We start from the raw sequence: 22300 nt of genomic DNA, 5'->3' as shown, positions 1-22300 counted from the left end.
CGTAAAGGCTCCTAATATTTTGTCACATACATAAAGGAATCTCTTCCCTCTTTGTTGGGCCCAATAACGGAATTTATGTAACCAGAACCACTTTTCCGTACGTGCGAGACTCCATGACTTTCTCATGGGCTCGAGGAGCTTCTGCCAGCGGGATTTCCGCACCTATGAACGGTCGGATTGTATTATTCCGCAATCCGGCTCCCAACGCTGCATGAATGCTGGTGAGTTCCTGATCCGAAGCATTGAAGATCAGGACCCCAAGGATTGCAGCATCGCGAGACATGGCGTCACGAGGATCAATCTCCACTGTTCCTCGAGAGCCTATTACCACGACACGACCTCCTCGGCTCAACACCTTCAAGTCATTCCCCAGATTTACGTTGGCGAGCATCTCAAGGATCACGTCAACGCCGCGCCCCTCGGTTATATCCATGATGTGCTTAAAGTGGTCCGCGGCATGGTGATCTATCACGTGATGTGCTCCGTGTTGGAGAACCAGTTGTCGTCCTTCATCCGAGCCTCCGGTTCCGATGACGATCATTCCCGCATTTCTTGCCAACTGGAGCGCTGCCAACCCTACTCCCCCCGTAGCGCCATGCACCAGAACGATTTCTCCGGGCTTTGCAACCGCTCGATTGAACAGAGCTCGATAAGCGATCCCGTACGGAATGCCTATTGCTGCACCCTGGGAATAAGAGACCCCCTCGGGCAGCATGTGCACCTGCGATTTGAGGCAAAGTGCCTGTTCAGCGTATGCTCCCGTAACGGTGCCAGCGACATAGACCCTGTCGCCGACAGCAAAACGTGGTACTTCTTTGCCGATTGATTCGATGATTCCAGCCGCATCCGTTCCAGGAGTGTAAGGTAATGGAGACAGATTGGCATATTGTCCTGATCGTACATACGTATCGACCGGGTTTACTCCTACTGCTTTTATTCGAATCAGCAGTTGGTCCGGACCTGGTGTAAGATCCGTTACTTCTTCCAGGCGCATGACTTCCGGGCCGCCGAACTCGTGAACTCTGATTGCTTTCATATCTCCCCCCAGATTCTATGCCGGGCATCCGCTCTCCACATATCGCAAAGGACAATCGCGAACAATCGCACATGCTTCGGCTCTGATCATATTTCTATAGTATCGCGGTGGAATCGTTTATGCCATTCTTCGAGGAGCGGCTCTGGGAGAACTGTGAATTTGAGGCATTCCCGGAAGGTATCTATCTCCTCAGTGTCGGTCAAGCGAAACTGGGGCCATCTTCCACACGCCCCCCGAAAAGTCACAAGAGTGTGATGAATCGGTGTGCAGTCCGTACACAGAATATTTCACTCGGAATATATTTCTGTACGATATTTGTCGATATTCTGTTAAAATGAGTGAGAATGCTCGGTTACATAGTTTTCTCCGATCACAAGGACAAGACTTTTGGGCTTGACAGAGGGGGGTATCAGAGGACATCCTGTAAAGGTAAATAATAGGGGCATTGCTTCAGACTCTTTTGCGATTAGTAGTATGTGCCCGATGAAGTGGGCAACTCGCACTTTAATTGATAAGGTTTGTTAGGATGTTATCTCACTCGACTATCAAAATCTGTTTTCTCAGTTCTGTTCATCCCGTCTTCGATGCTCGCATTTTTCACCGTGAAGCGGCATCGCTCGTCAAGAACGGCTTTCATGTAACCCTCATTATTCCTCACGATGGAACGGACGGGCCCATTCAGGGAATAGAAGTAAAGTCCCTCCCCAAGCCGGCATCCAGATTTCATCGACTCTTTTCCCTGTGGCGTCTTCTGATGTTAGCTCTTAAAGAGAGAGCTGATGTTTATCACTTTCACGATCCCGATCTGATCCCTATAGGTCTTCTATTAAGGCTGATAACACGTAAAACAGTAATCTACGATGTACACGAACATTATCCGGACACAATACGGATCAGGAAATGGCTTCCCCCATGGGCACGCGAGATCGTTGCACGTTTATTTGACTGGATCGAGCGCACTGTCGCCCCATTGTTCAGCGCGATTATCACCGCTGATGAAGCGGTGTCGGAGAGATTCCGCAAGATACATGCTCATGTTTTGACTCTTTACAATTATCCCAGAATAGATTTTTGTAACAGCCAAAAAAAAGAGAGTACGCTTCATAATGGACCTCTGTCTCTTGTCTATATCGGCGACCTTAATGAAGATCGCGGTTATCTGCTTATGCTCGACATCATGCGAATTCTTCTGAGTGAGAAGGGGATTGACGTTCGCCTCAGGCTTGCGGGGTGGTTCGATTCGGAAGAGGACTGTTCCCAATTCTTGCGTGTGGTAGAAAAAGACAGCGTCCTTACGGACAGGGTTACCTGGTCCGGAGTATTGTCTCAAGCAGAGATCGGGCCTTGGCTGATGGCTTCGGATATCGGACTCGTGCCGTTGCAGCCGGTGCCCAAATTTTACAAGAATATCCCCACCAAAATGTTTGACTATATGGCGTGCGGACTTCCCATTATCGGAAGCGACTTACCGCCCATCAGAAGGTATGTTGATGAATCCAAAGCGGGTCTGTTAGCCACTCCCGACGATCCTCATTCTTTCGCAGAGAAGATAGCCTTTTTGGTTCACCACCGGGAGTTATGTCTCGAGATGGGAAAGAATGGGCGAACAGCTTTCGAGAAGCTGTACAATTGGGATACTGAAGAAAAGAAACTCATGGCACTCTACAGCCACTTTTCAACCAATTAGATACGGACTGCTCACAGGTGCCAATTTCATTATCGCCTTTTTTTCTATAGGGTGTGCCGCTAGCCGAGGCCCGAATTGTAGTAGTTGACATAATTTCTGACGTTTTGATCACAACGTTCTTTTGAAGGACGGTAGGTGCCGGTGTCTCTGCCGCCCCGAACTGGTTGATTTGTATTTGAAAAACGTGACGGCACGGAGGCACGGCACCCACCAATTGTCAAGCAGTACTTTTCGCATCGGACGCTATTTTATACACTTGCTAGAAAAGCATCGGCTAAATCAGCCGACATACGCAGCGTCCTGACATTGTGGTGCAATTCTTGTAGGAGAAAGGGCTCGGCTCTTTTATCATCTTGTCAAGGTTCGTCTAACGCCTTGCGCACCTGTCTCAAGAGATCCTTGAACCGAAACGGCTTGGAGACGAATCCTTTTACACCGAGATCGAGAACCTCCTGTACAGTTGCATCAGCAGAATAACCACTCGCAACCAGAACCTTTACTCGCGGATCGATCTTGCGCAGCTCGTGGAGACAATCTTTGCCTCCCATTGTCGGCATGACAAGATCGAGAATGATCATGGCTATGGCATCCTTGTGTTGAGAGTAAGCCTTCAAGGCTTCCATTCCGTTGGCGGCCGTGAGCACTTTGTAGCCATTCTTGCTCAGAATGCGATCTCCTAGTTCACGCACGAATTCTTCATCATCCACCAACAAAACGGTCTCAGTTCCAAAGGCGGGCATTTCTCCCGACAATTCCGTGCTAGGCTGGATTTCCGCAGGTATTGCCGGAAGATAGACTTTGAACTCCGTACCTCTTCCCACTTCGCTGTAACAGGTTATGTGCCCGCCATGTTGACTCACTATTCCGTACACTATTGCAAGTCCCAGGCCTGTTCCGCGTCCAAGCTCTTTCGTAGTATAAAACGGTTCGAACATGTGTTCGATGGTTTTCTTATCCATTCCGTGGCCGGTATCCGCAACTGTCAGTAAAACATAATCTCCGGGAACAGCTGAAGTATAAGACTTACAGTATTCATCATCGAGTGTGATGTTGGTTGTGGTAATGGTGAGCTTTCCTCCGTCCGGCATGGCATCTCGGGCATTAACGGCTAGATTCATGAGAATCTGTTCCATTTGTGTCGCATCGGCATAGATTTCGTTGATATCATTAGATAACTGAAGATTGATGCAGATCATCTTGGGAATGGTTCTTTGGAGAAGCCTATCAATTTGCATGATCTGTCTGTTCAGATTCATGACAGCGAACTGTGGCTCCACTTTTCTGCTGAACGTGAGCAGTCTCCGGACCAATTCGGCGCCGTTCTGGGCTGATTGGAAGATCTTCTTCAGATCCGAATAATCGGGTTCCTGTTCTCTCTTATCTTGCAGTAACAATTCAGAATAACCCAAGATTACCTGAAGCAGGTTGTTGAAATCGTGTGCAATGCCTCCTGCCAGAGTTCCAATAGCTTCCATTTTTTGAGCTTGCAGAAGCTGTTTCTGCAGTGAGACTTCCGTCGTAACGTCTCTTTTAACCGCGACGTAGTTGACAATCTTGCCGGAATCATCCTTTACCGGTGAAATAGTCGCCTCTTCCTCGAATAAGGTGCCGTCTTTCTTCTTGGTTATGAAATGGCCGCTCCATACGGCGCCACTGGAAATCGTTTTCCACAAGTTCTCATAGAAGGGTGCGTCATGTTGACCGCTTTTGAGTATGCGAGGATTATTCCCTATTGCTTCGAGGCTTGAATATCCCGTGGTCCGTTCAAAAGCAGGGTTCACATAGAGAATTGTTCCTTTGGTATCAGTCATGACAACCGTTTCCGCAGCCTGCTCAATTGCTGTAACCAGGCGGACCCGATCTTCCTCCGCTCGCTTGCGGTCTGTTATATCGTGGAAAAACACCAGTTTCAAGACAGAGCCGTCGTCATTCTTGATAGGGGTCTCAAAGACTTCGAATGTTTTTCCGATTCTTTCTACGTGAAGTTCTCTCTTCGCTGATTGACCCGCCAAAATTTCCGGAGTCCAGCAAGATGGGCACGGTTTAGGAGATTGATGAATGTACTCGTGACACTTTTTGCCGTTAACAAGACCGAAAGTGGATTCGATTACCGGATTAACGTATTCAATAGTGCGTTGAGCGTTGACGATGTACACGCCGTCATTGAAAACATCGAGAATCACCTTGAGCCTGTTTTTCTCTCGCTCGATGCTCTCTTGTGCTTTCTTTCGCTCTGTTACGTCTTGACTCACGCCATATGTTTTGACAGCTCTGCCATTATTGTCTCTGGTCACAAAGCATCGAACGACAATATAGCCGATTTCTCCGTTAGCGAAGATAGTGCGATGCTCCAGATCGTCCGGGCTGAAATCACAGATTTCTGCGCACTTTCGTATTTCGTCAGCAATCACATGTGAATCGTCGGGATGGACAAAGCGACGTACGTATTCGGCTGAGGACATTGTATATCCACCGACTTGATCGGCTGTGGTGCGAAATAGCCGGTAAAAATTGTCATTGAACGTGAACAAATCGGTAGCGAAGTCGTATTCCCAGTGCCCGAGTTGAGCCATTGCCAGTGCATTGGACAATTGTGCTTCACTGGTACGAAGTGCATTCTCGACAGCTTTGTGTCCGCTGAGATCCGTGATGAAAGCATAGAATTGGGGACGCTTTGCATTACAATCTTTTGTGACGTGAGCCAGTAATTCTACCGGAATACGGCTGCCGTCCTTACGTATGTACTCCTTTTCGTATCGAACAGGCTCACCTGTTTCAGCAAGATGTGCAAGCTTACTATACTCCATGTCCCGGTACTCCGGTGGAGTGACGTCTTCGATCCAGTCGATGCGACACGCTTCCTCTCTACTGTATCCGATCAAATCGTAATAGGCCCGGTTGAAGAATACCAGGCTACCATCGGAGTTCCCGGATGCAAACGGTTGCGAGGAAAACTCGATGACCTCCGCTAGGAAACGATTATGCTCTTCGCTTTCCTTTAATGCAGCCTCCGCCTGTTTTCGCTCGGTAATATTGTCAAAGACAGCGACAAATGTACCTTTTTCTGTACTGTATACAGAAATGGAAAACCAGATTCCCAGAGCATCCACATATGTTTCGAATTTCTCAGGAGTAGCCGTGAGAGAGACTCTGCCATAAATTTCAAACAATTCAGGATTAGATTCACAGATTCCCGGAATGACTTCGCTAACTTTTTTCCCAATCACATCTTTCAAACCGGTCAATTTTTCGAATGCATCGTTTACGTCGAGATATACAAAATCTTGGGGCTTTTCATTCTCGAATAGCATTCGGCAATAGGCAAAACCTTCGAGCATGTTTTCAAAAAGAGAGCGATAGCGTCCTTCGCTTTCGCGTAATGCTTTCTCAGCCAATTTTCGTTCGGTGATATCGCGAACAATAGCCCACATGGCTAAAGGATGACCCAGGTCGTCTCGAATCAGGAATCTCCGCAACTCAATAGGAAAAACGGTGCCGTCTTTCTTGCGATACTCCTTTTCATAAACATCTGAATATCCCTTCACCAGGATTTGTTCTTGAACTATATTCGCTTCGAAAGCGTGCCATTTGGAAGGAGTAAGGTCTATATTATTGAGTGTGCAGAGTTCCTCCTCAGAGTAGCCCAGCATGTTCTGGTACGCTTGATTCGTTTCCAGAATGCGGCCTTTCATGTCAACACAAACGAAAGCATCTATGAGTGTTTCATGTAAGCGACGATACTTTTCTTCGCTTTCGATCAATGCTTCTTCCACCATTTTGCGGTGTGAGATGTCTTCCAGCATGATCAAGAAGTAGAGCGGCTTTCCTTGGTCGTCACGAAGAATTGACTCAGTCAGGTTAATCCATAGAATTTTCCCATCTTTCCTTATGCAGCGTTTTGCCATTTTGTTGCATGTAATTTCACCTGATAATAATTTCTTGTTCTCTCGGAAAAAAATCTCAGTATCGTCAGGATGGGTAATGTCAATAAGGGTGAGTTCAGTAAGTTGCTCTTCCGTATATTGTACCATTTCACAGAGTTTTGCATTGACCGAGACCCACCTGAAATCCAGATCGAGAATCGCAATACCAGTTGGACCTTGTTCAAAAATCTTCCGAAAGCGTTCCTCACTATTTCTTAGTGCTTCTTGAGCAGTTTTGCGCTCGATAATTTCTTGAGTAAGCCGTAAGTTTGTTCTCGTCAGCTCCGCCATGCGCTCTTGAATAGTTTGTTCTTGCTGCTGGTAAGTCTTTTGCAGCTCCTTGGACATCTGGTTGAAAGCTGCTACAAGATCGCGCAGTTCCCTGATTTTCGGCTCCGGAATAGTGTCCCCCAGATGTTCGTGCTCGGACGCTATCCGTACCGCCTGTTCCTGAATCTCTGACAAGGGGTTTATGATGAGCTTTCTGTGACCTAACCACATGAAAAATACGCCACTTCCCATGGCCAATAGTAATAATCCCGATAGCTTGGAAGAGAATGCTGCAGCACTCGAAAAAGCCTCCGAAAGCGGAATTCGTATGGAGATCGCCTGAGCCACTTCATCAATCTTCTTGTGAAAACTGCGCTCTGGACCATATTGTGCGACCATGTCTCCGGGCGCCTTTTCCGGGGAACTATGACAGCGAAGACAAGACTCCTCCATCACTTCACCGCGACGTAAGAGGGTGAAGAACGGTTTGTCGTCAAAAACCCGAATCGCTGTTTTCGTCATCAGTGTGGGATCGTTCTGGAGATCGGCAAGGAATGCTTTTTCGTAATCATCGGCTTCATTTTCAGGAGACCGGGCATTTATGGCGCATTCTTTATAATAATAGGGGTTTTTATTTAATTGATGAAAATACTTGTCAACTTTTCTGACGGCATAGGTGGAAGACATCCAGATCGGATCGAAGTAATTTTCTGGAAAATGCGCACTGAAATCATGGAAAAGCCGGGGCTTAAGATCTTGGGAAAAATAAGAGTGGATGGCAAGATTGTGATCGAGGAGCATGCCGGCCGCATGTTCGGCATCGTTGAGCGCAAGTCGTTTCATGCTGGAATTTACCAGCATCACCACGACAACCGATAGGACGACAAACAAGAGACCGAGCGCCAAAGCCAGATATGCCTTCGTGCTCAACGATCTGACCATGTGACGATCCCTCCGCGAAATCTTCTCCGAAGCTTAATAATCCTGACGGTCCAGTTCGAAAAAATGGGTCTTCACCCCGTGTTTGATAGTACGTAATACGCTGAGACAAGTCAAAGTTTTTTCGAGAAAAGTAAAAATACCCAACGATAAGTCATTGATGAAATGAACGATTTTGCATGTGACTGATACGAATGTGCGTTCAAAGAAGTAATCCCCCCCACCGGCGGGAGCAAATCCGGTCCCGGCATGTCTCCGAAGCGAAGTAGGGGCGTGCCGTTCGTAGCGAAGGAGATTTGGCGGGACCGGCCAAAGAGAGATCTCTCAATATTCCCTATGAGACTGCCGAAGAACCAAAAGAAGATCGGATTGCCGGTATTCGAGTCTGTATGCATAATCTTCCTATTTCACGGCAAAAGTAATGGAGGTGGTTTCGATGAGTTCCAGCAACGAAATAGGCCAGGTATCCTCGGTGCCTGTGAGATATGAGCCGATCCGTTTCATCATGGGCAATTGCCCTTTGTCGGGAATGGAATCCGTTAGATTCCGGACTCTCACGCCGAAGCCCTTGATGGACTGATAGTTTTCCATAACGATTGTTTTGCTGTCGAAATGGATTTCCATGAACTCCTTGGGAATCTGCTTTGCTCCCACAGCCATATATTCTATGCTGCCCACAGACCCGTCTTCGTACTCCAGCGAGATGATTTTATTGTCTGCACCGCTGAAATTGTGCCCGTCGGGATGGAGCGAAGCAGCAGATACCGACAGTACTGGAGAACCAGTCAAGCTGCGAAAAAGATCGATAATGTGACAGGCTTCTCCCACAATACGGCCTCCGCCTTCAATTCCGTGAGTCCAATGGTCAGGAGGAAGATATCCGGCATTCATGCGATAATGCAAGAACAAAGGCGTGTTGCGGCTTGCGATGCATCGACGGATCTCATCGGCATACCTGGAGAAACGCCGATTGAAGCCGACAGTCAACATAGGTTTTTCTTTGCCGCTAGCGCTATCGGCATAAAAATCCGTCAGGGAGTTCAATTGGGTCTGCGTGAGGCAGAGAGGCTTTTCCACCAGAACGTGTTTGCCTGCTGCAAGAGCTACCAAAGCCTGCGGTCCATGCAAGTGATGGCGAGTGCACAAAATAACGAGATCCACCTCCTTATCCGCTAACACCTCGTCGTAATCGGTAGTGGCATAATCGGCCATGTACTGGGCGGCCACAGCCTTGGCATTGGATCCTGTGCGGCTGCATACGGCACGCAAGGTAAACAGCTTATTCAGTTCTTTGAGATTTGGCAGGTGCATACTCTGAGCATAGCTGCCAGCTCCAACGACGGCCACCCGCACAGGCGAGCCTTTCGATCGGGAATGCATCGGTGCATGCACAAACACCTTACGTGGAAGCTCAAAGGGCAGTTCGGGTAAATCTTTGCCGTAATCCAGGAGCACCATCATGGGCTTGGTTGGTGATTGCAGAGCGTCATAGGCTTCTGACGCACGATCTATATCGTAAACACCATGAATGAGCGGCTTTACATCGAGTCTCCCGGATGCCATGAGCCGCAAATATTCAGTCATGTTGCGGTTCTCCGTCCAGCGGACGTAATCGTAGGGATAATCATGGCCGCTTTCTTCGTAATCCGCGTCATAACGGCCGGGACCATAGGAGGTGGAGATGAGGAAATCGATTTCCTTCTTGTAAATGTCGTCACGGTCCAGTTCCTTACCCCATACGCCCACCATGACAAGCCGACCCTTGCGCCGAGTCAGGGCAAACGCTTGCGTAAGTATCTTCGAATTACCGGTGGAGGCACAAAAGATAACGATGTCTGCCAGGCGTCCATCCGTACAGTTCTTGACTGCAGTCAGAACATTGTCTTTCGACGGATTGAGAACAAGCTCTGCACCCATGGTTCGGGCCAACTCCAGACGCTTCTCATCGAGATCCACTGCAATGACACGTGCTCCGCACAGTACCAGCATACGCAGGGCAAGCATGCCGATAATGCCCACACCATAAACGACGACGAGTTCACCAAGTGCTGGAGCCGCTCGACGGACTCCCTGCATGGCGATACCGCCAAGAGTCACGGTAGATGCCTCGGGAAAATTCAGGCTATCGGGAATTCGCATCACAAGATTACGCGGTACATCGATGAATTCCGCATGATTCGCGTATCCCGCACCGGCCGCGGTCACCCGGTCTCCGGGCCGCAGGTCCGTTACACCTTTTCCAGCTCCAATTACGAACCCCGCTGCGGAGTAACCCGTGGGACTGCCGGCCTCAAAATGTCCTTTTATTCTGGCCAGCGTGCGTGTGATGCCCTCTGAGCGCATCATGTTGAGTGCCTTTGCAACTTTCTGAGGCTGTTCCAGGGCTTGTCGGATTATAGATTTGCCGCTGTCCTGCACGCCTGTGAGCTCGGTCCCCGCGGAAATACATGAATTCACTACTTTGATGAGAACGCAGCCAGGATTAACCACCGGAGCAGGGACTTCGGATGGTGCTGCCTTACCGCTCTTTATCAAGACCTGTAGCATGATCGATCCTAAGTCGTTTATTTCCCGAAAATCGACATTTCAACGATTCTCTGCCCAGATACGGACTGACACCAATTTGTGTTCAAAGTCAAACGAAAATCTCCTCTAACCCCCCTTTATTAAAGGGGGGAATGGGGGGATTTTGAATGCAAATCGGCATGAGATAACAAAGCTCGAATGCAGCGTCGATAACCGGGTGCACGGCAGCTTTGTTGAAGGATAATGCGACAGCCGGAATCGGGATTTGGATTCCCCAATCATTTACTTCGCAGTATTCTGCCGTAGCCGTTCGAAAAAGGTAGGCAGTGACGTGCTTGCAGGTCAGGCCAATCAGAGAAATCCTCTATGATGACTCGTCGATCTTCCACTGCAAGCCGGCGAAAAATATATCCTTGTGACAAGCGAAGGTCAAGGGTGATGGTCCCACCCGATACGTGGGAGACCCATGCCGAACTGTCTTCGTGCATCCAGAACAGGCCCATGATCCCCGGCTCCCACCGGTTTTGCTCGTGTCCCGCGAGGCAAGGAGCATTGTGTGCGGCGGTCGAGCGGTAAAGATTGCGCTGGTCTACTGCAGCCGTATAGAGGTACGTCCCGGGATCTTGCACAAGGTCCACACCATCTATCTGTAATTCAAAGGATAATTTGTCATTGTGCGCATGTCCGCCATTCCCGTTCTGTCCGTTGGGCCCGGCGCTGACCGTCAGGTGCACCCTTCCGGAACGGTAGATGTGGATGCCTGCATCCGGATAGTGTGTCCAACTGCCTTCTTCCGTCAGAGACGGCATGGAAGTATCTGTGTCTTCGTAGATTATTCGGGTTGTCTTGTGCTCGGGAACATACAAACTCGGCCGCACCGTGGGCCATAGTGGAGATACTTCACAGGCGAAATGTCGCCCGCGTGCCAGCGCAGCACAGATGCTTTTTTCCAGCGAACTACCAGAAGAAAGGGAAGGGTGGTCTATGATACCGGCTGCTGCACCTATTACAGCATGATGCCTCAGTATATTGTCGTCGAAATAGCGTTCCCCCGCCCTCCTGTACGTCGAGATGAGAGTCGTATACCCTGCCAGATTGAGGTAGCGAGTCTCGGCCTCCTCTGGGGTCATCCATTCTCCAAGCGGTGTAAGCCTGAAAAAGCGGCCCGAATCGTTATCGCCGATCTGAGGGATTTCACCGCTATGTTTAGTGATATCTACGATGAAGCAAGCGGCCCGAGTCAGTCGCTCGAGAAAACCTTCTCCCAGCAAAAGAGCGGGGTCATTCGCCCGAGCAGCAGCACCGGCTCTCTCGGGCCAGTCTGTCGCCAGATGCGGCTCTTTGGGGAGATAACGACTGTCCGGAGAAATCAGGCCGAGCAGGCGTTCCTGAGGCAACCCAAGCAGCAGCGCTGTGGAAAAGACTATCATTTCAAGGCTGAGTCGATGGTAGTTCGTGGACGCTTCGAAATTAACTCCGTCCGGGCAAAACTGTCGAAAGAACTCCCTGTCCAGTTGCTGAGCTGCAAAAGCGAGCCAAGCGTCAGTTTCGGGCGTGGATTCGAGAGTCGCAGCGACAAACAGCATCCCGCAGAGATTAGCAAGATAATGATTGGACGTGAGGGTTTCGGTCCATTCGAGATTCGCCACAATGTGTTGTCCGTGCCTGCGCAAAGCCTGAGCCAGCTCCGCGCGGAAAACATCATCAATTTCATCTGCGCATTCCAACTGATTGAAAATGTCATAGGCTAGGACAAGATTGGCTGCTCTGATCCCTACGTCCATGGTACATGTCCACTGGCTCCCGTTGCATGGGGGATTCATAGCCAGGAAATCCAGGACCTGGCAGCGAAACTCCCGTGCAAGCGCATGGGTCATTTCCGGATTCATTTCGCGAAGGAGAGCTGCAGTCAGAGCCATCTGGGGCAAATGCTGCAGACGGCCCAACTCCCAGGGCATCTTGATGTCAGCGCCTGGATGCGTACCTATGGGCTGATCGCGATACCACTGTGATTCGTCGAAACGGAAGCCGGACTTTACATCCTTTTGCCAGTCGATAGGTTGATAATTCGGGTCGTCAATAAGCGCCTTGAGTCGTTCGGCCTCCTTGCGGTGGGCCGGGCGCAGAGTAGATATGGGGTCCCCCATTACACGCATGTCGTAAGTATGGCCTTCCAGACCGGGTGAGGGTTCAGCGTAGCCCCAACGAACCCAACCCGATCCCAGGAGGTCAAAACGGTGCTCCATATAGAAGACCGCTATTTCAGGTAAATCCTGCAAAGCAGCATGGGTGAGGTCCAGGGAAGCGAGCGGCACTATGGGGCGTGTGCTAAGACTTGCCGCTGTAGAATATGGAGGGTGGTTCAAATCGCGCCTGCGCTGCCATGCAGCCGAAAAGACGGTGAGAGCCTTTCTCCACACTTTCCGGGCGAGAACACGCAGCGGTAACGTCATAGCTTTTGGGCCGTAATGGATGACTCTATCGCGAAGGCTCACCTGCTGCGCTCCGTAAGAAAACTCGCAATCTTGCGTGTATGGTCGCTCCACGTATGACGCTCGGCCGCAAAACTCGCAAGGATTTTCTGATTATGTGGCACAATGTTCTCTAATTCCCATAAGCGTTAAAATAGGAGCATACACTCCCGGCTTTCCTGGTGGGGGTCGGCGTCTCTGCCGACCCATGTTGATGGAGAACGTCCGCGAACAGCGAGGAATCCACCATTCAGCAACTAACTTAATCCTTGTCATTGCGAGGAGCGTAGCGATCCCGCTTCTCTCGGGACAATCGCCTGGGAATCAGGCGCTTAATTTCAGGCGATTGCTTTGCTTCGCTCGCAATGACAGTCATTCAGGCGACTTGGCAAAAATGATGTGGTTTGCTTTGGTCATGACATCCTACGCCGGATTCTTATGTTAACCCCTATGCCCCTAATCCCCCTTTACTGAAGGGAAGAATGAGGGAATTTTGAATGCAAATTTGTATTCAGACATAATCCAATGTCTTGCGAACATTTTGCAGAAGTTCTTTTAACCTGAAAGGTTTTGCCACGAATCCCTTTGCGCCGAGCCGAATACACTCCTGCGTTGCTGCGTCAGCAGCATAACCGCTCGCGATTAGCACCTTGACCGCCGGATCGATCTTCAGGAGTTCCGGAAGACAGTCCTTGCCGCCCAGTTCGGGCATGATCAGATCGAGAATCACGAGAGAGATCAGAGATGATTCTTCCTTGAACACCTCCAAAGCATTTTGACCGTTATTGGCTGTCAGGACCGTGTACCCGGCTCTTCTCAGAATCCGGGCTCCCAAATCTCTCACCATGTCTTCATCATCAACAAGCAGTATTGTTTCTGTACCGGATTCAGCCGCCGATTCGAACCCATTTATCCCGAATTTCCCATACGCTGCGATAGCCGGAAAATAAATGCTAAACGCAGTACCTCGTCCAATTTCACTTTCACAGGTTATGATTCCTCCATGCTGGTTCACAATTCCGTACACTGTAGCAAGTCCGAGGCCCGTTCCCCTTCCGACCTCTTTGGTAGTATAAAACGGTTCAAAGATATGCTCGATGGTCGCTCTGTCCATTCCATGGCCGGTGTCGGACACCTGCAATAATACAAATGCTCCGGGGTTTATGCCCACATGAGTACTGCAGAATCCCTCATCCAATATGACATTCTTCGTCGCCAGTCTCAGTCTACCACTGTCAGCCATGGCATCACGGGCGTTAACCACGAGATTCATCAGCATTTGCTGAATTTGAGCGGGGTCAGCGTTGATTTCTGCAAGATCGTCCGCTAATTTCATCTCAATATCTATCATCCTGGGTATAGTCCGTCGTAACAGTTTCTCTACTTGCGTTATCTGCCGATTGAGATTCAGCGTGATAGGTTTTGGTCCGACTTTCCTGCTGAAAGTGAGTAGACCTTTCACGAGCTCGGCCCCACTTGACGCTGCATGAAATATTTTCTCCAAATCGGCATATTCCGGGTCGGTTTTCTTTTTCTCAGAAAGCAGCATCTCCGAGTAACCTAAAGTGATCTGAAGCAAGTTGTTGAAATCGTGAGCGATGCCTCCTGCTAAGGTCCCGATGGCCTCCATTTTTTGCGCCTGTAAGAGCTGTGCCTGTAACGATTTTTCTCTGGTAACGTCTCGTTTTACAGCCACATAGTTGATTATTTTTCCCGTCTTGTCGGTAATAGGAGAAATGGAGACCTCTTCTTCAAATAATGTCCCGTCCTTCTTTTTGTTGATGAAGTGACCTCTCCAGACTTTACCGGCAGTAATAGTCTCCCACATAGTGCGGTAGAATCGGTCGTCATGGTGTCCACTCTTGAGGATGCTCGGATTCTTTCCTATTGCTTCTTCACGTGTATACCCGGTAATTCGCTCAAATGCAGGATTAATGTAGACAATCGTGCCATCGGGATCGGTGATTTCGATTGTTTCCGCAGCCTGTTCCACGGCTGTGGCTAAACGGAGTCTGATTGCCTCTGAATTTCTCCGTCTGGTGATATCCGAAATCACCGCGACAGCGGCAACCGGTTTCCCTTTGCAGTCCCGAATTACCGATACGCTGGTATCTGCCCAGATAACCGAACCATCTTTATGGATATATCGTTTGTCGTAGCGATAGGTATCCAGTTCCCCCCGCATTAACGTTTCATGCCTATGTGAAGATTCTTCCACATCGCTGGGATGGGTCACATCGAAAAATGTAAGGTCGAGAAGCTCCTCCTCACTGTAGCCCAGCAAAGAGGACAGGGTGCCGTTCACTTTTTGGAATCGTCCGTCCCGATCCACCACATCGATTCCCACGGCAACATTGTTGAAAGTGGCTCTATATTTTTCTTCGCTTTCCCTCAGAGCTCGCTCTGCGCGCTTACGGTCGGTTATATCTTGCACCGTGAAAACAACTCCTTTGGAAACATCTTCCGGTACCATCGGAACCGAACTCAGAAAAACATCTATTATTTCTCCGTCCTTACGCTTCCACTGCGTTTCAATTTGTCCGATCCCTAGTTCCGCAATATCCCGATATTGTATCTTACCTACACGCTCAAATTTTTCGTCACTCGGGTACAACATTCTTGCGTATTGACCGCTAAGCTCAGCGGCCGAGTACCCGGTCATGCGAGAAATCATCGGGTTAGTCCAGGAGAGCGTTCGATTGACCGAGACGCCGATACCTATTTGAGCTGCCTGTAATATGCTGCTCAGCATTGCCTCACTTTTTTCTAAAGCCTGTTCCGCAGCCTTTCTATCGGAAATATCCGTTATCATCGCGATCTGTCCTGCACTCAGATCGAAGGGATCGAGAGCGGCCATTCGTATGAACGCGTCAAACACGGAGCCGTCTCTTCTTCTCATTTTCGCATCAGTTGCGTTGATAACTCCGCTTTCAAGATTCTTGTACAGGATGGCTCCTGCTCGCAGGAAGTCTTCACGAGACGGGTAGAGTTGCATTGCATCTTGGCCTTTGCAATCAGATCGATTCTCAAATCCGAATAGTCGTGTCCAGGCGTCGTTCACCCATCGCATCTTTCTCATGTGACTGAGGCCTATGCCCACAGGTGAAGCCGCGAGAATACGATCCAGTATTTGTTCACTCGTTTTGAGAGCCTCTTCAGCCTGCTTCCGATCCGTGATATCTCTGGCAATTCCGTGAACGGCAACCGGCTGTCCGTCCTCTCTGATCAATCTTGAAACGACTTCGAACCACCGATGCGAGCCGTCCTTTGTGCGCACGCGAAGCTCGTAAGGTTCGGTCCTGTCCTGGTTGTTTTGGAGCTTTCGTCGAAAGTGGGCTAGTGTTATCGGCAGATGCTCCGGAGTGACCAGATCTCTGAAATTGAGTTTCAAGAATTCCTGTTCAGAATAGCCGAGCAACCGCTTTGCTGCCTCATTTACCGAAGTATAGTTTCCGTCCAGGTCGTGTGTGTAGATCACATCCAGAGCATTGTCGAACAGATCTCTGTAGCGGCTTTCACTTTGTCTGAGCGCCTTCTCAGTATCCTTACGTTCGGTTATATCGGTGAACATCGCGAATGAGCCGGCGAAAGCACCCTCGTCATCCAGAAGCGCAGTGGCCGAAACCGTTGTCAACAGAGCTGCATTGTCCTTGCATCGGAAGCGTCTCTCATAAACCTGGTTTCTCCCGCGACGAAGCATTTCCATTTTGGTTTCATGATCCCCAAGATCTTCCTGGAATATGAAGGAATCAACCGTACGGCCAAGCATCTCTGGTACAGAATATCCAAGCATATCAGCCATACGCCGATTTACGAAGGTTGTCCGAAATTCGCTGTCCATGGCCCAGATACCTTCATTTGCCGTCTCTACAATTCTTCTGTATCGCTCTTCGCTCCTGCGCAATTCTTCCCGAGAGTTGTGCAGATCCGTAATATCCGTGTTAGCGAGCATGCATTCCAGAACCCTGCCGTTTACATCCATCAGCGGATAAGCACGCGATATCATCTTCCGGGCCGTGCCGTTATCAGCACAGAAATCCAGCGGGATTTCATTGAAGGAATGTCCGTCGAAGACCTTATGGATGATATCCGCAACTTTGGTCCGTTCAAGGTGCAAAATAAGATCAAAAACGCTGCTCCCTATGGCTCGCTCTTTGGTGTAGCCGGTGAGCCGCTCACAGGAGTCATTCCATGACAGTACCGTTCCCTCGGCATCAACCGCGAGGATTGCATTAGGAGAGTTTTCCACGGCCTGGCGATATCGATTCTTACTCTCTCGAAGGGCTTGCTCGGCTTTCTTGCGATCGGTGATGTCCAGGGTCATTCCCTGCATTCGGACCGCACGTCCTCTCCTATCATTGCGAATTTCGCCCCGGCTATGGAGTATCCGTTCTTGACCGTTCGGTTGCACGATACGGAACTCAATTTCATAGGGGCGTTTCCCGTCTTTCGCATCCCGGAGAGCATCTTTGAGACGATCCCTGTCCTCCGGACGAACTAAGTTGATGAACGTTTCAAAGACAAGCTTCGTTTCATCGGGATTCAGGCCGAAGATGCGATATGATTGTTCTGACCACACAAAACGTCCCGTCTGAAAATCCCATTCCCAACTATAAAGGCCTGCCAGTTCTTCTGCCTTGGCTCTTCGTGCTTCGCTTTCTCTCATTTTTCTGTCTATTTGGTGTTTGCACAACGTTGTCTCAAGCGTGCACTTAAGTTCGACCAGACTGAATGGCTTGCCCAAATATCCGTAAGGTTCCGTATTCTTGGCTCGGTCAAAGACATTTTCCTCGGCATAAGCCGTGAGATAGACCAGAGGAATGTCAAATTGCGCCCGGATGCACCGCGCTGCCTCTACTCCGTCTATCTCTCCGGACAAACCGATATCCATTAAGATCAGGTCGGGCTGGACTTCTTCGACCATGTCAATAGCATGTTGTCCGGTCATAACTGTCCCGATAATTTCGTATCCGAGATCCCTGAGCGTAGCGGCAAGATTTTCTGCAAATAGTAGCTCGTCTTCACAGATCAGGATTCTTACGGCAGCAGAATTTCCGACTTCTTTAATCATGGAGGAGCCCCCCTAATTGCAACTATTTTGCGCGGCTTGTGGCAGATCTTCTAACTAACGGTACGCCCATGGCAGAGAGAACGTCAAGAAGATTTTTCAGGCCATCAAAATAGGGCTCAGGTATTAAGGGAAAACTGGTGACACAACTCATTGGCAATGTATACGTGTCGTTAGAAGACGCTTTCCCGGGCCATTATAGTGATTGCCAGAATTAATGTCCGTTGAGGATAGGAGTATTGGTGGGTGCCGGCCTCCGTGCCGGCACATCTTCAATATGATCAATGATATCGCTATAATGGACCGGCAGGGACGCCGGTCCCTATCCAATATCCTGTAATTCACACGAGGGATAAACGACAGAATTTTTGGTACTACCATTAAGAGATCTGCTTCCCAAAATCGGAAAGGTCACTCACCGGTTTTTTCTTAACTGAAATACTCAGCTTTTGACCGAGTTGAGCGGTAATGACCGAACGGTCTGAACACGATCTCACGAAACCCCGTATCGTGAAAATGTGGTCAACAGCAGAATATTACTATGATAATAGTATATCGGGAAACACGTATCGGCTCGAACAAATTCTTGACAGATTCTGTTGACATTCACGGCTGAGCCCTGTATAAAATTATAAGAGTATTTTAATATAGCAATAGATCTATCTTGACAGTAGACAGGCTCCCGAAAATCAAGACGGGAGACAATCTCATGAATCAATCATCACCGCGTCATAAACGTGAGAAGAAGCTAAGAAAGGAGAACGTATATGAGCTTACCCGCTGAGGCTCGGACACCGAATCTGGAGGACCTCGAATCACAGATCGCAGATTTGCGAAAGAAAGTCGAAGAATTGGGCCCCGCCCAGGAGAACAAGTTGTCGATGATCGTCTTTTCCGGCGACATGGACAAACTGCTTGCATCAATGATTATTGCCACAGGAGCGGCTGCCATGGGCATGAAAGTGGTCCTGTTCTTTACATTCTGGGGAACCGCTGCACTCCGCAAACCGGAAGCCAATGTGGAAGGTAAGGATTTCATGTCCAAGATGTTTGGCTGGATGCTGCCCAAAGGCCGCAACAGCTTGAAACTCTCCAAGATGAACATGGGCGGAATGGGCACGGCAATGATGAAGGGCCTGATGAAAAAGAAGAACGCCCCCAATCTCGATCAGCTTTTCGAAATGGCGGCTCAACTCGGCGTGGAAATCAAAGTCTGCGAGATGTCCATGGATCTCATGGGATTCAAGCGCGAAGAAATCATCGACTACCCGAACATGGAATTCGTTGGAGTGGCCACCTACTTGAACCATTCCAGGAAATCGATCAATCAGCTTTTTATCTAAGGAGATGACGATGTCTGACCATAAAGTAGCTAAAGTGTTGGATCTCAAAGGACTCCCCTGTCCCATGCCCGTAGTCAAGATGAGCCAGGAGATTGGCTCCGTATCAGTCGGGGAGATAATCGAAGTGCATACCACCGATCCTGGTTCTCTTTCCGACTTTCCTGCATGGGCGGATACAACCGGCAACGAAGTTCTCGAGACAAAACAGGGAAACGGCTCGATACAGATATTTGTGAAGCGCCTCAAATAGAGTACGGGGGTCAGGAATGCTTGACAAGATTTACTATTTCGTTACGGTGCCGATGGTGTACCTGGCCTTTGTGTGGTGCATCATCGGCATCGGTCTAAAAATTGCGGGCATACTCAAAGCCCCGAGACATCCCAACACCTTAAAGATTTTTCCTGAATCCAAACGTCCTGTACTTGCTGCCGTATTCGATGCTCTTACCTTGCCCACTGTGAGGGAACATCGGCCGGTCCTCTGGTTCTTCCTTATGCTGTTCCATATAGCATTTGCTTTCTTGATTGTCGCTCACCTGGATTTGATCCCTCAGTTGAGAATAACGGCGAAGGATTCACCACACATGATCGGTCATGGTGCTGTCGGTGTGATTCTTACCATTTCCGTGGCCTATCTCATGTTACGGAGATTTCGGTCTCCTGTGAGGGAATTCTCGGTGCCTTCCGACTACATTCTCCTTGCTCTCCTTTTCTGCGTGTTCGTTACCGGAGACGTGATCAGTTGGGCCAATTCGTGGAGCGAATCCGGATTCGTGCTCACCAAACAGGACTTTGGGGCCTATCTGAACGGATTGGTCGGGTTTACCTTCCAGGATCCCCGTGATCTTCTCTCCGGCGGCCACTACAGCGTAGTCGTAGTGCATATACTGTTGGCCAACCTGTTTCTCATGGTTCTGCCGTTCAGCAAAATTATGCACAGTTTCTTCGCACTACCCTTAACTGCGCTCAGGAGAATCTAGCAATGGATGAAAACCTCAAGAAGAGACTGTTGGAAATGTTCTCCGAGAAATTAACTCGCGCTGCCCGCCTGTACCTGGACAACTGCACTCGCTGTGGGGTGTGTATAGAAGCATGTCACGTGTACGCATCCATGCCGGAGACGAGGTACACCGCGGTTGCTCGGGCCCAAAATGTCCGCCGAGTTTACGAGAAGTACTTTAAGGCGTCGGGCAAATTCGCTTCATGGTGGAACGAAGCCGTTGAACTGGACGATGCATGGATGGAAAAGATCTACGAGACAGCGTTCACGTGCACAGGATGCAGACGCTGCATGACGTATTGCCCGTTCGGTATAGACACGCAACTCATCCAAGGGATTGCAAAGCTCTTGCTGATTGGAGCGGACATGGAGCCGAAGGTGCTCACAATGCTTGCAAACGTCTCTATATCCAAAGGCAAGAACATTGAAGCCACCAAGGCAAATTTTGCCGAAGCGGTTCGAGGTCTGGAGTCAGAGGTAATCCAACAGTGGCAAACCGAAGCCGGCGAAGGGGTGATTCCCTTGGAGGTGAAAGGCGCGAGGGTGCTCTACGTCGCGCTTGCGGGAAAGCATTCGATCATTCCGGCTGCCGCGATCATGAACGCTGCCAAGGAGCATTGGTCGCTGAGCTACTTCGAGGCGGTCAATTTTGGCGCTTTCGTGGGAAACCCTGAATCGACCAAACAGATTGCCAGGCGCATTATCGATGAAGCCGAACGCTTGAATGTCGAACAGGTCGTCATATGCGAGTGCGGAACGGCTTATCGCGTCATGAGACATATGACGGGCAGCCACCCCTTCAAGGTGATCACCTTCATGGAATTGATCGCCGAGTACCTTCGTGAAGGCCGCATCAAACTTGACAAGTCAAGAATCAAAGGTCGTATAACGTACCATGACCCTTGCCAGATAGCTCGCCAGGGCGGCATCTATGAAGAGCCCCGTTATATTCTAAATGCGCTGACCGACGACTTTGTCGATCTTCAGCCGAATCGACGTGCTAGTTGGTGCTGTGGCGGCGGTGGCGGTTTGGTGATAATGGGTGATAAGGATTTTCGGATGAAATCCGCCAAAGTCAAAGCCGACCAAGTGAAGGTCTCCGGCGCGGACATTCTCGCTACCGCGTGCGAAAATTGCCACACACAACTCACGGATTTGATGGATCATTACAAGTTGGATACGAAGGTGCAGTTTGTCTCAGGCCTCGTGGCTGATGCTCTGGTTCAGAAGAAGATCATATCCGGGAGAGATGAGCAGTCGGAAATGCAAGAGTCCTTGGGAGCAGAATCGGGACTGGCAAACATGCGACGAGTGGGCTGATGTACTTGTGAATTCAAGAAAGTATTTTGAGTCACACTTCGCCAATAATGTGATTCCACCGAGTGGTCCGGCAGAGTCGATGGAATTCGCTGTATACCAGGAGCGGGCGGCTTACGTGCCGCCCGAAATGTTTCTATAGAAAACAATCATGCGCATCATCTTGCAACACTTGTCCATGAATCACGGAGCCAAAAGAACCTATGGAAACGGGTAATCAGATCCGCTTCGCTACACAGGTTCCAATTTATGACCGGATGGCCGGTTCCTATGAATAATCCGGGCCTGGAACCGCTACGTATCCATCCAGTTAAGCGTGAAAGAGGTTTCTACAGCCCCATAGGGGCTACGCAACAGTAGCCGTGGGTGCAAGAGACTGTCAGAACTCGAAATTTATCCCAGATCGTGGCACGAAATTCTCATCATCTTCACGGCCTGATTGTAGGGGCGCCCCTCGTGGGTGCCCGGTAGTGACCGGCCTCCGTGCCGGTCATTGCGGGAGGGCAGGCACGAGACCTGCCCCTACTCAGATGGGGAATCGTGGCACGAGTTGTTCTGCATTCGAGAATTTTGAGACAGTTTCTGACACCCGTGGCTACTATTGGGCCGCCCTTCCAGGGCGTGCCCGCTCATTACTGAATGGTTGCACCGGTCCAATGTTTTTCTTGACGTGAATGAAGGTCAGTTATATTATACTGAACGTTCATAATAAAAAAGGTG

Annotated in this window: 10 protein-coding genes; 5 read left to right on the top strand and 5 right to left on the bottom strand. The window is 49.5% G+C overall.

The window, feature by feature from the left end; genetic code table 11:
- Positions 1–73: 73 nt before the first annotated feature.
- The gene (locus DESTI_RS15030) at positions 74–1036 is read right to left on the bottom strand and encodes an NADPH:quinone reductase (RefSeq protein WP_014810825.1); all 963 of its coding nucleotides are present in this window, start codon (positions 1034–1036) and stop codon (positions 74–76) included.
- A gap of 526 nt (positions 1037–1562) precedes the next feature.
- Here DESTI_RS15030 and DESTI_RS15020 point away from each other — a divergent pair.
- Positions 1563–2723, top strand: coding sequence for a glycosyltransferase family 4 protein (locus DESTI_RS15020; RefSeq protein WP_014810823.1), 1161 nt, complete (start codon positions 1563–1565; stop codon positions 2721–2723).
- Positions 2724–3079: 356 nt separating this feature from the next.
- Here DESTI_RS15020 and DESTI_RS28970 read toward each other — a convergent pair whose 3' ends face one another.
- The 4 genes from DESTI_RS28970 to DESTI_RS28965 all read right to left on the bottom strand — a co-directional run bounded on the left by DESTI_RS28970 (position 3080) and on the right by DESTI_RS28965 (position 17923).
- The gene (locus tag DESTI_RS28970; protein ID WP_014810822.1) at positions 3080–7858 is read right to left on the bottom strand and encodes a PAS domain S-box protein; all 4779 of its coding nucleotides are present in this window, start codon (positions 7856–7858) and stop codon (positions 3080–3082) included.
- A 399-nt stretch (positions 7859–8257) separates the two neighbouring features.
- On the bottom strand, positions 8258–10402 hold the full coding sequence (locus tag DESTI_RS15005; protein WP_014810820.1) for a bi-domain-containing oxidoreductase: 2145 nt from the start codon (positions 10400–10402) through the stop codon (positions 8258–8260).
- A gap of 257 nt (positions 10403–10659) precedes the next feature.
- On the bottom strand, positions 10660–12876 hold the full coding sequence (locus DESTI_RS15000) for an alginate lyase family protein (RefSeq protein ID WP_014810819.1): 2217 nt from the start codon (positions 12874–12876) through the stop codon (positions 10660–10662).
- Positions 12877–13363: 487 nt separating this feature from the next.
- Positions 13364–17923, bottom strand: coding sequence for a PAS domain S-box protein (locus tag DESTI_RS28965; RefSeq protein WP_014810818.1), 4560 nt, complete (start codon positions 17921–17923; stop codon positions 13364–13366).
- Between the two features lie 764 nt (positions 17924–18687).
- Between DESTI_RS28965 and DESTI_RS14990 the strand changes: the two genes are divergently transcribed.
- Genes DESTI_RS14990 through DESTI_RS14975 form a run of 4 tightly spaced genes read left to right on the top strand, consistent with a single transcriptional unit; the run spans position 18688 to position 21583 of the window.
- Positions 18688–19263 carry a DsrE/DsrF/DrsH-like family protein gene (locus tag DESTI_RS14990; RefSeq protein ID WP_014810817.1) on the top strand — a complete coding sequence of 192 codons (576 nt, stop codon included), beginning with the start codon at positions 18688–18690 and terminating at the stop codon, positions 19261–19263.
- A gap of 10 nt (positions 19264–19273) precedes the next feature.
- Positions 19274–19513, top strand: coding sequence for a sulfurtransferase TusA family protein (locus tag DESTI_RS14985; RefSeq protein ID WP_014810816.1), 240 nt, complete (start codon positions 19274–19276; stop codon positions 19511–19513).
- A gap of 16 nt (positions 19514–19529) precedes the next feature.
- Positions 19530–20243, top strand: coding sequence for a respiratory nitrate reductase subunit gamma (locus DESTI_RS14980; protein WP_041286228.1), 714 nt, complete (start codon positions 19530–19532; stop codon positions 20241–20243).
- A gap of 2 nt (positions 20244–20245) precedes the next feature.
- Complete coding sequence (locus DESTI_RS14975) at positions 20246–21583, top strand: (Fe-S)-binding protein (RefSeq protein WP_014810815.1); 1338 nt, start codon at positions 20246–20248, stop codon at positions 21581–21583.
- Positions 21584–22300: the final 717 nt, after the last annotated feature.

Source organism: Desulfomonile tiedjei DSM 6799 (assembly GCF_000266945.1).
Lineage (GTDB): Bacteria > Desulfobacterota > Desulfomonilia > Desulfomonilales > Desulfomonilaceae > Desulfomonile > Desulfomonile tiedjei.
Note: the sequence above shows the minus strand (reverse complement) of the source record. Positions and strands in the feature narration are given on the sequence as shown.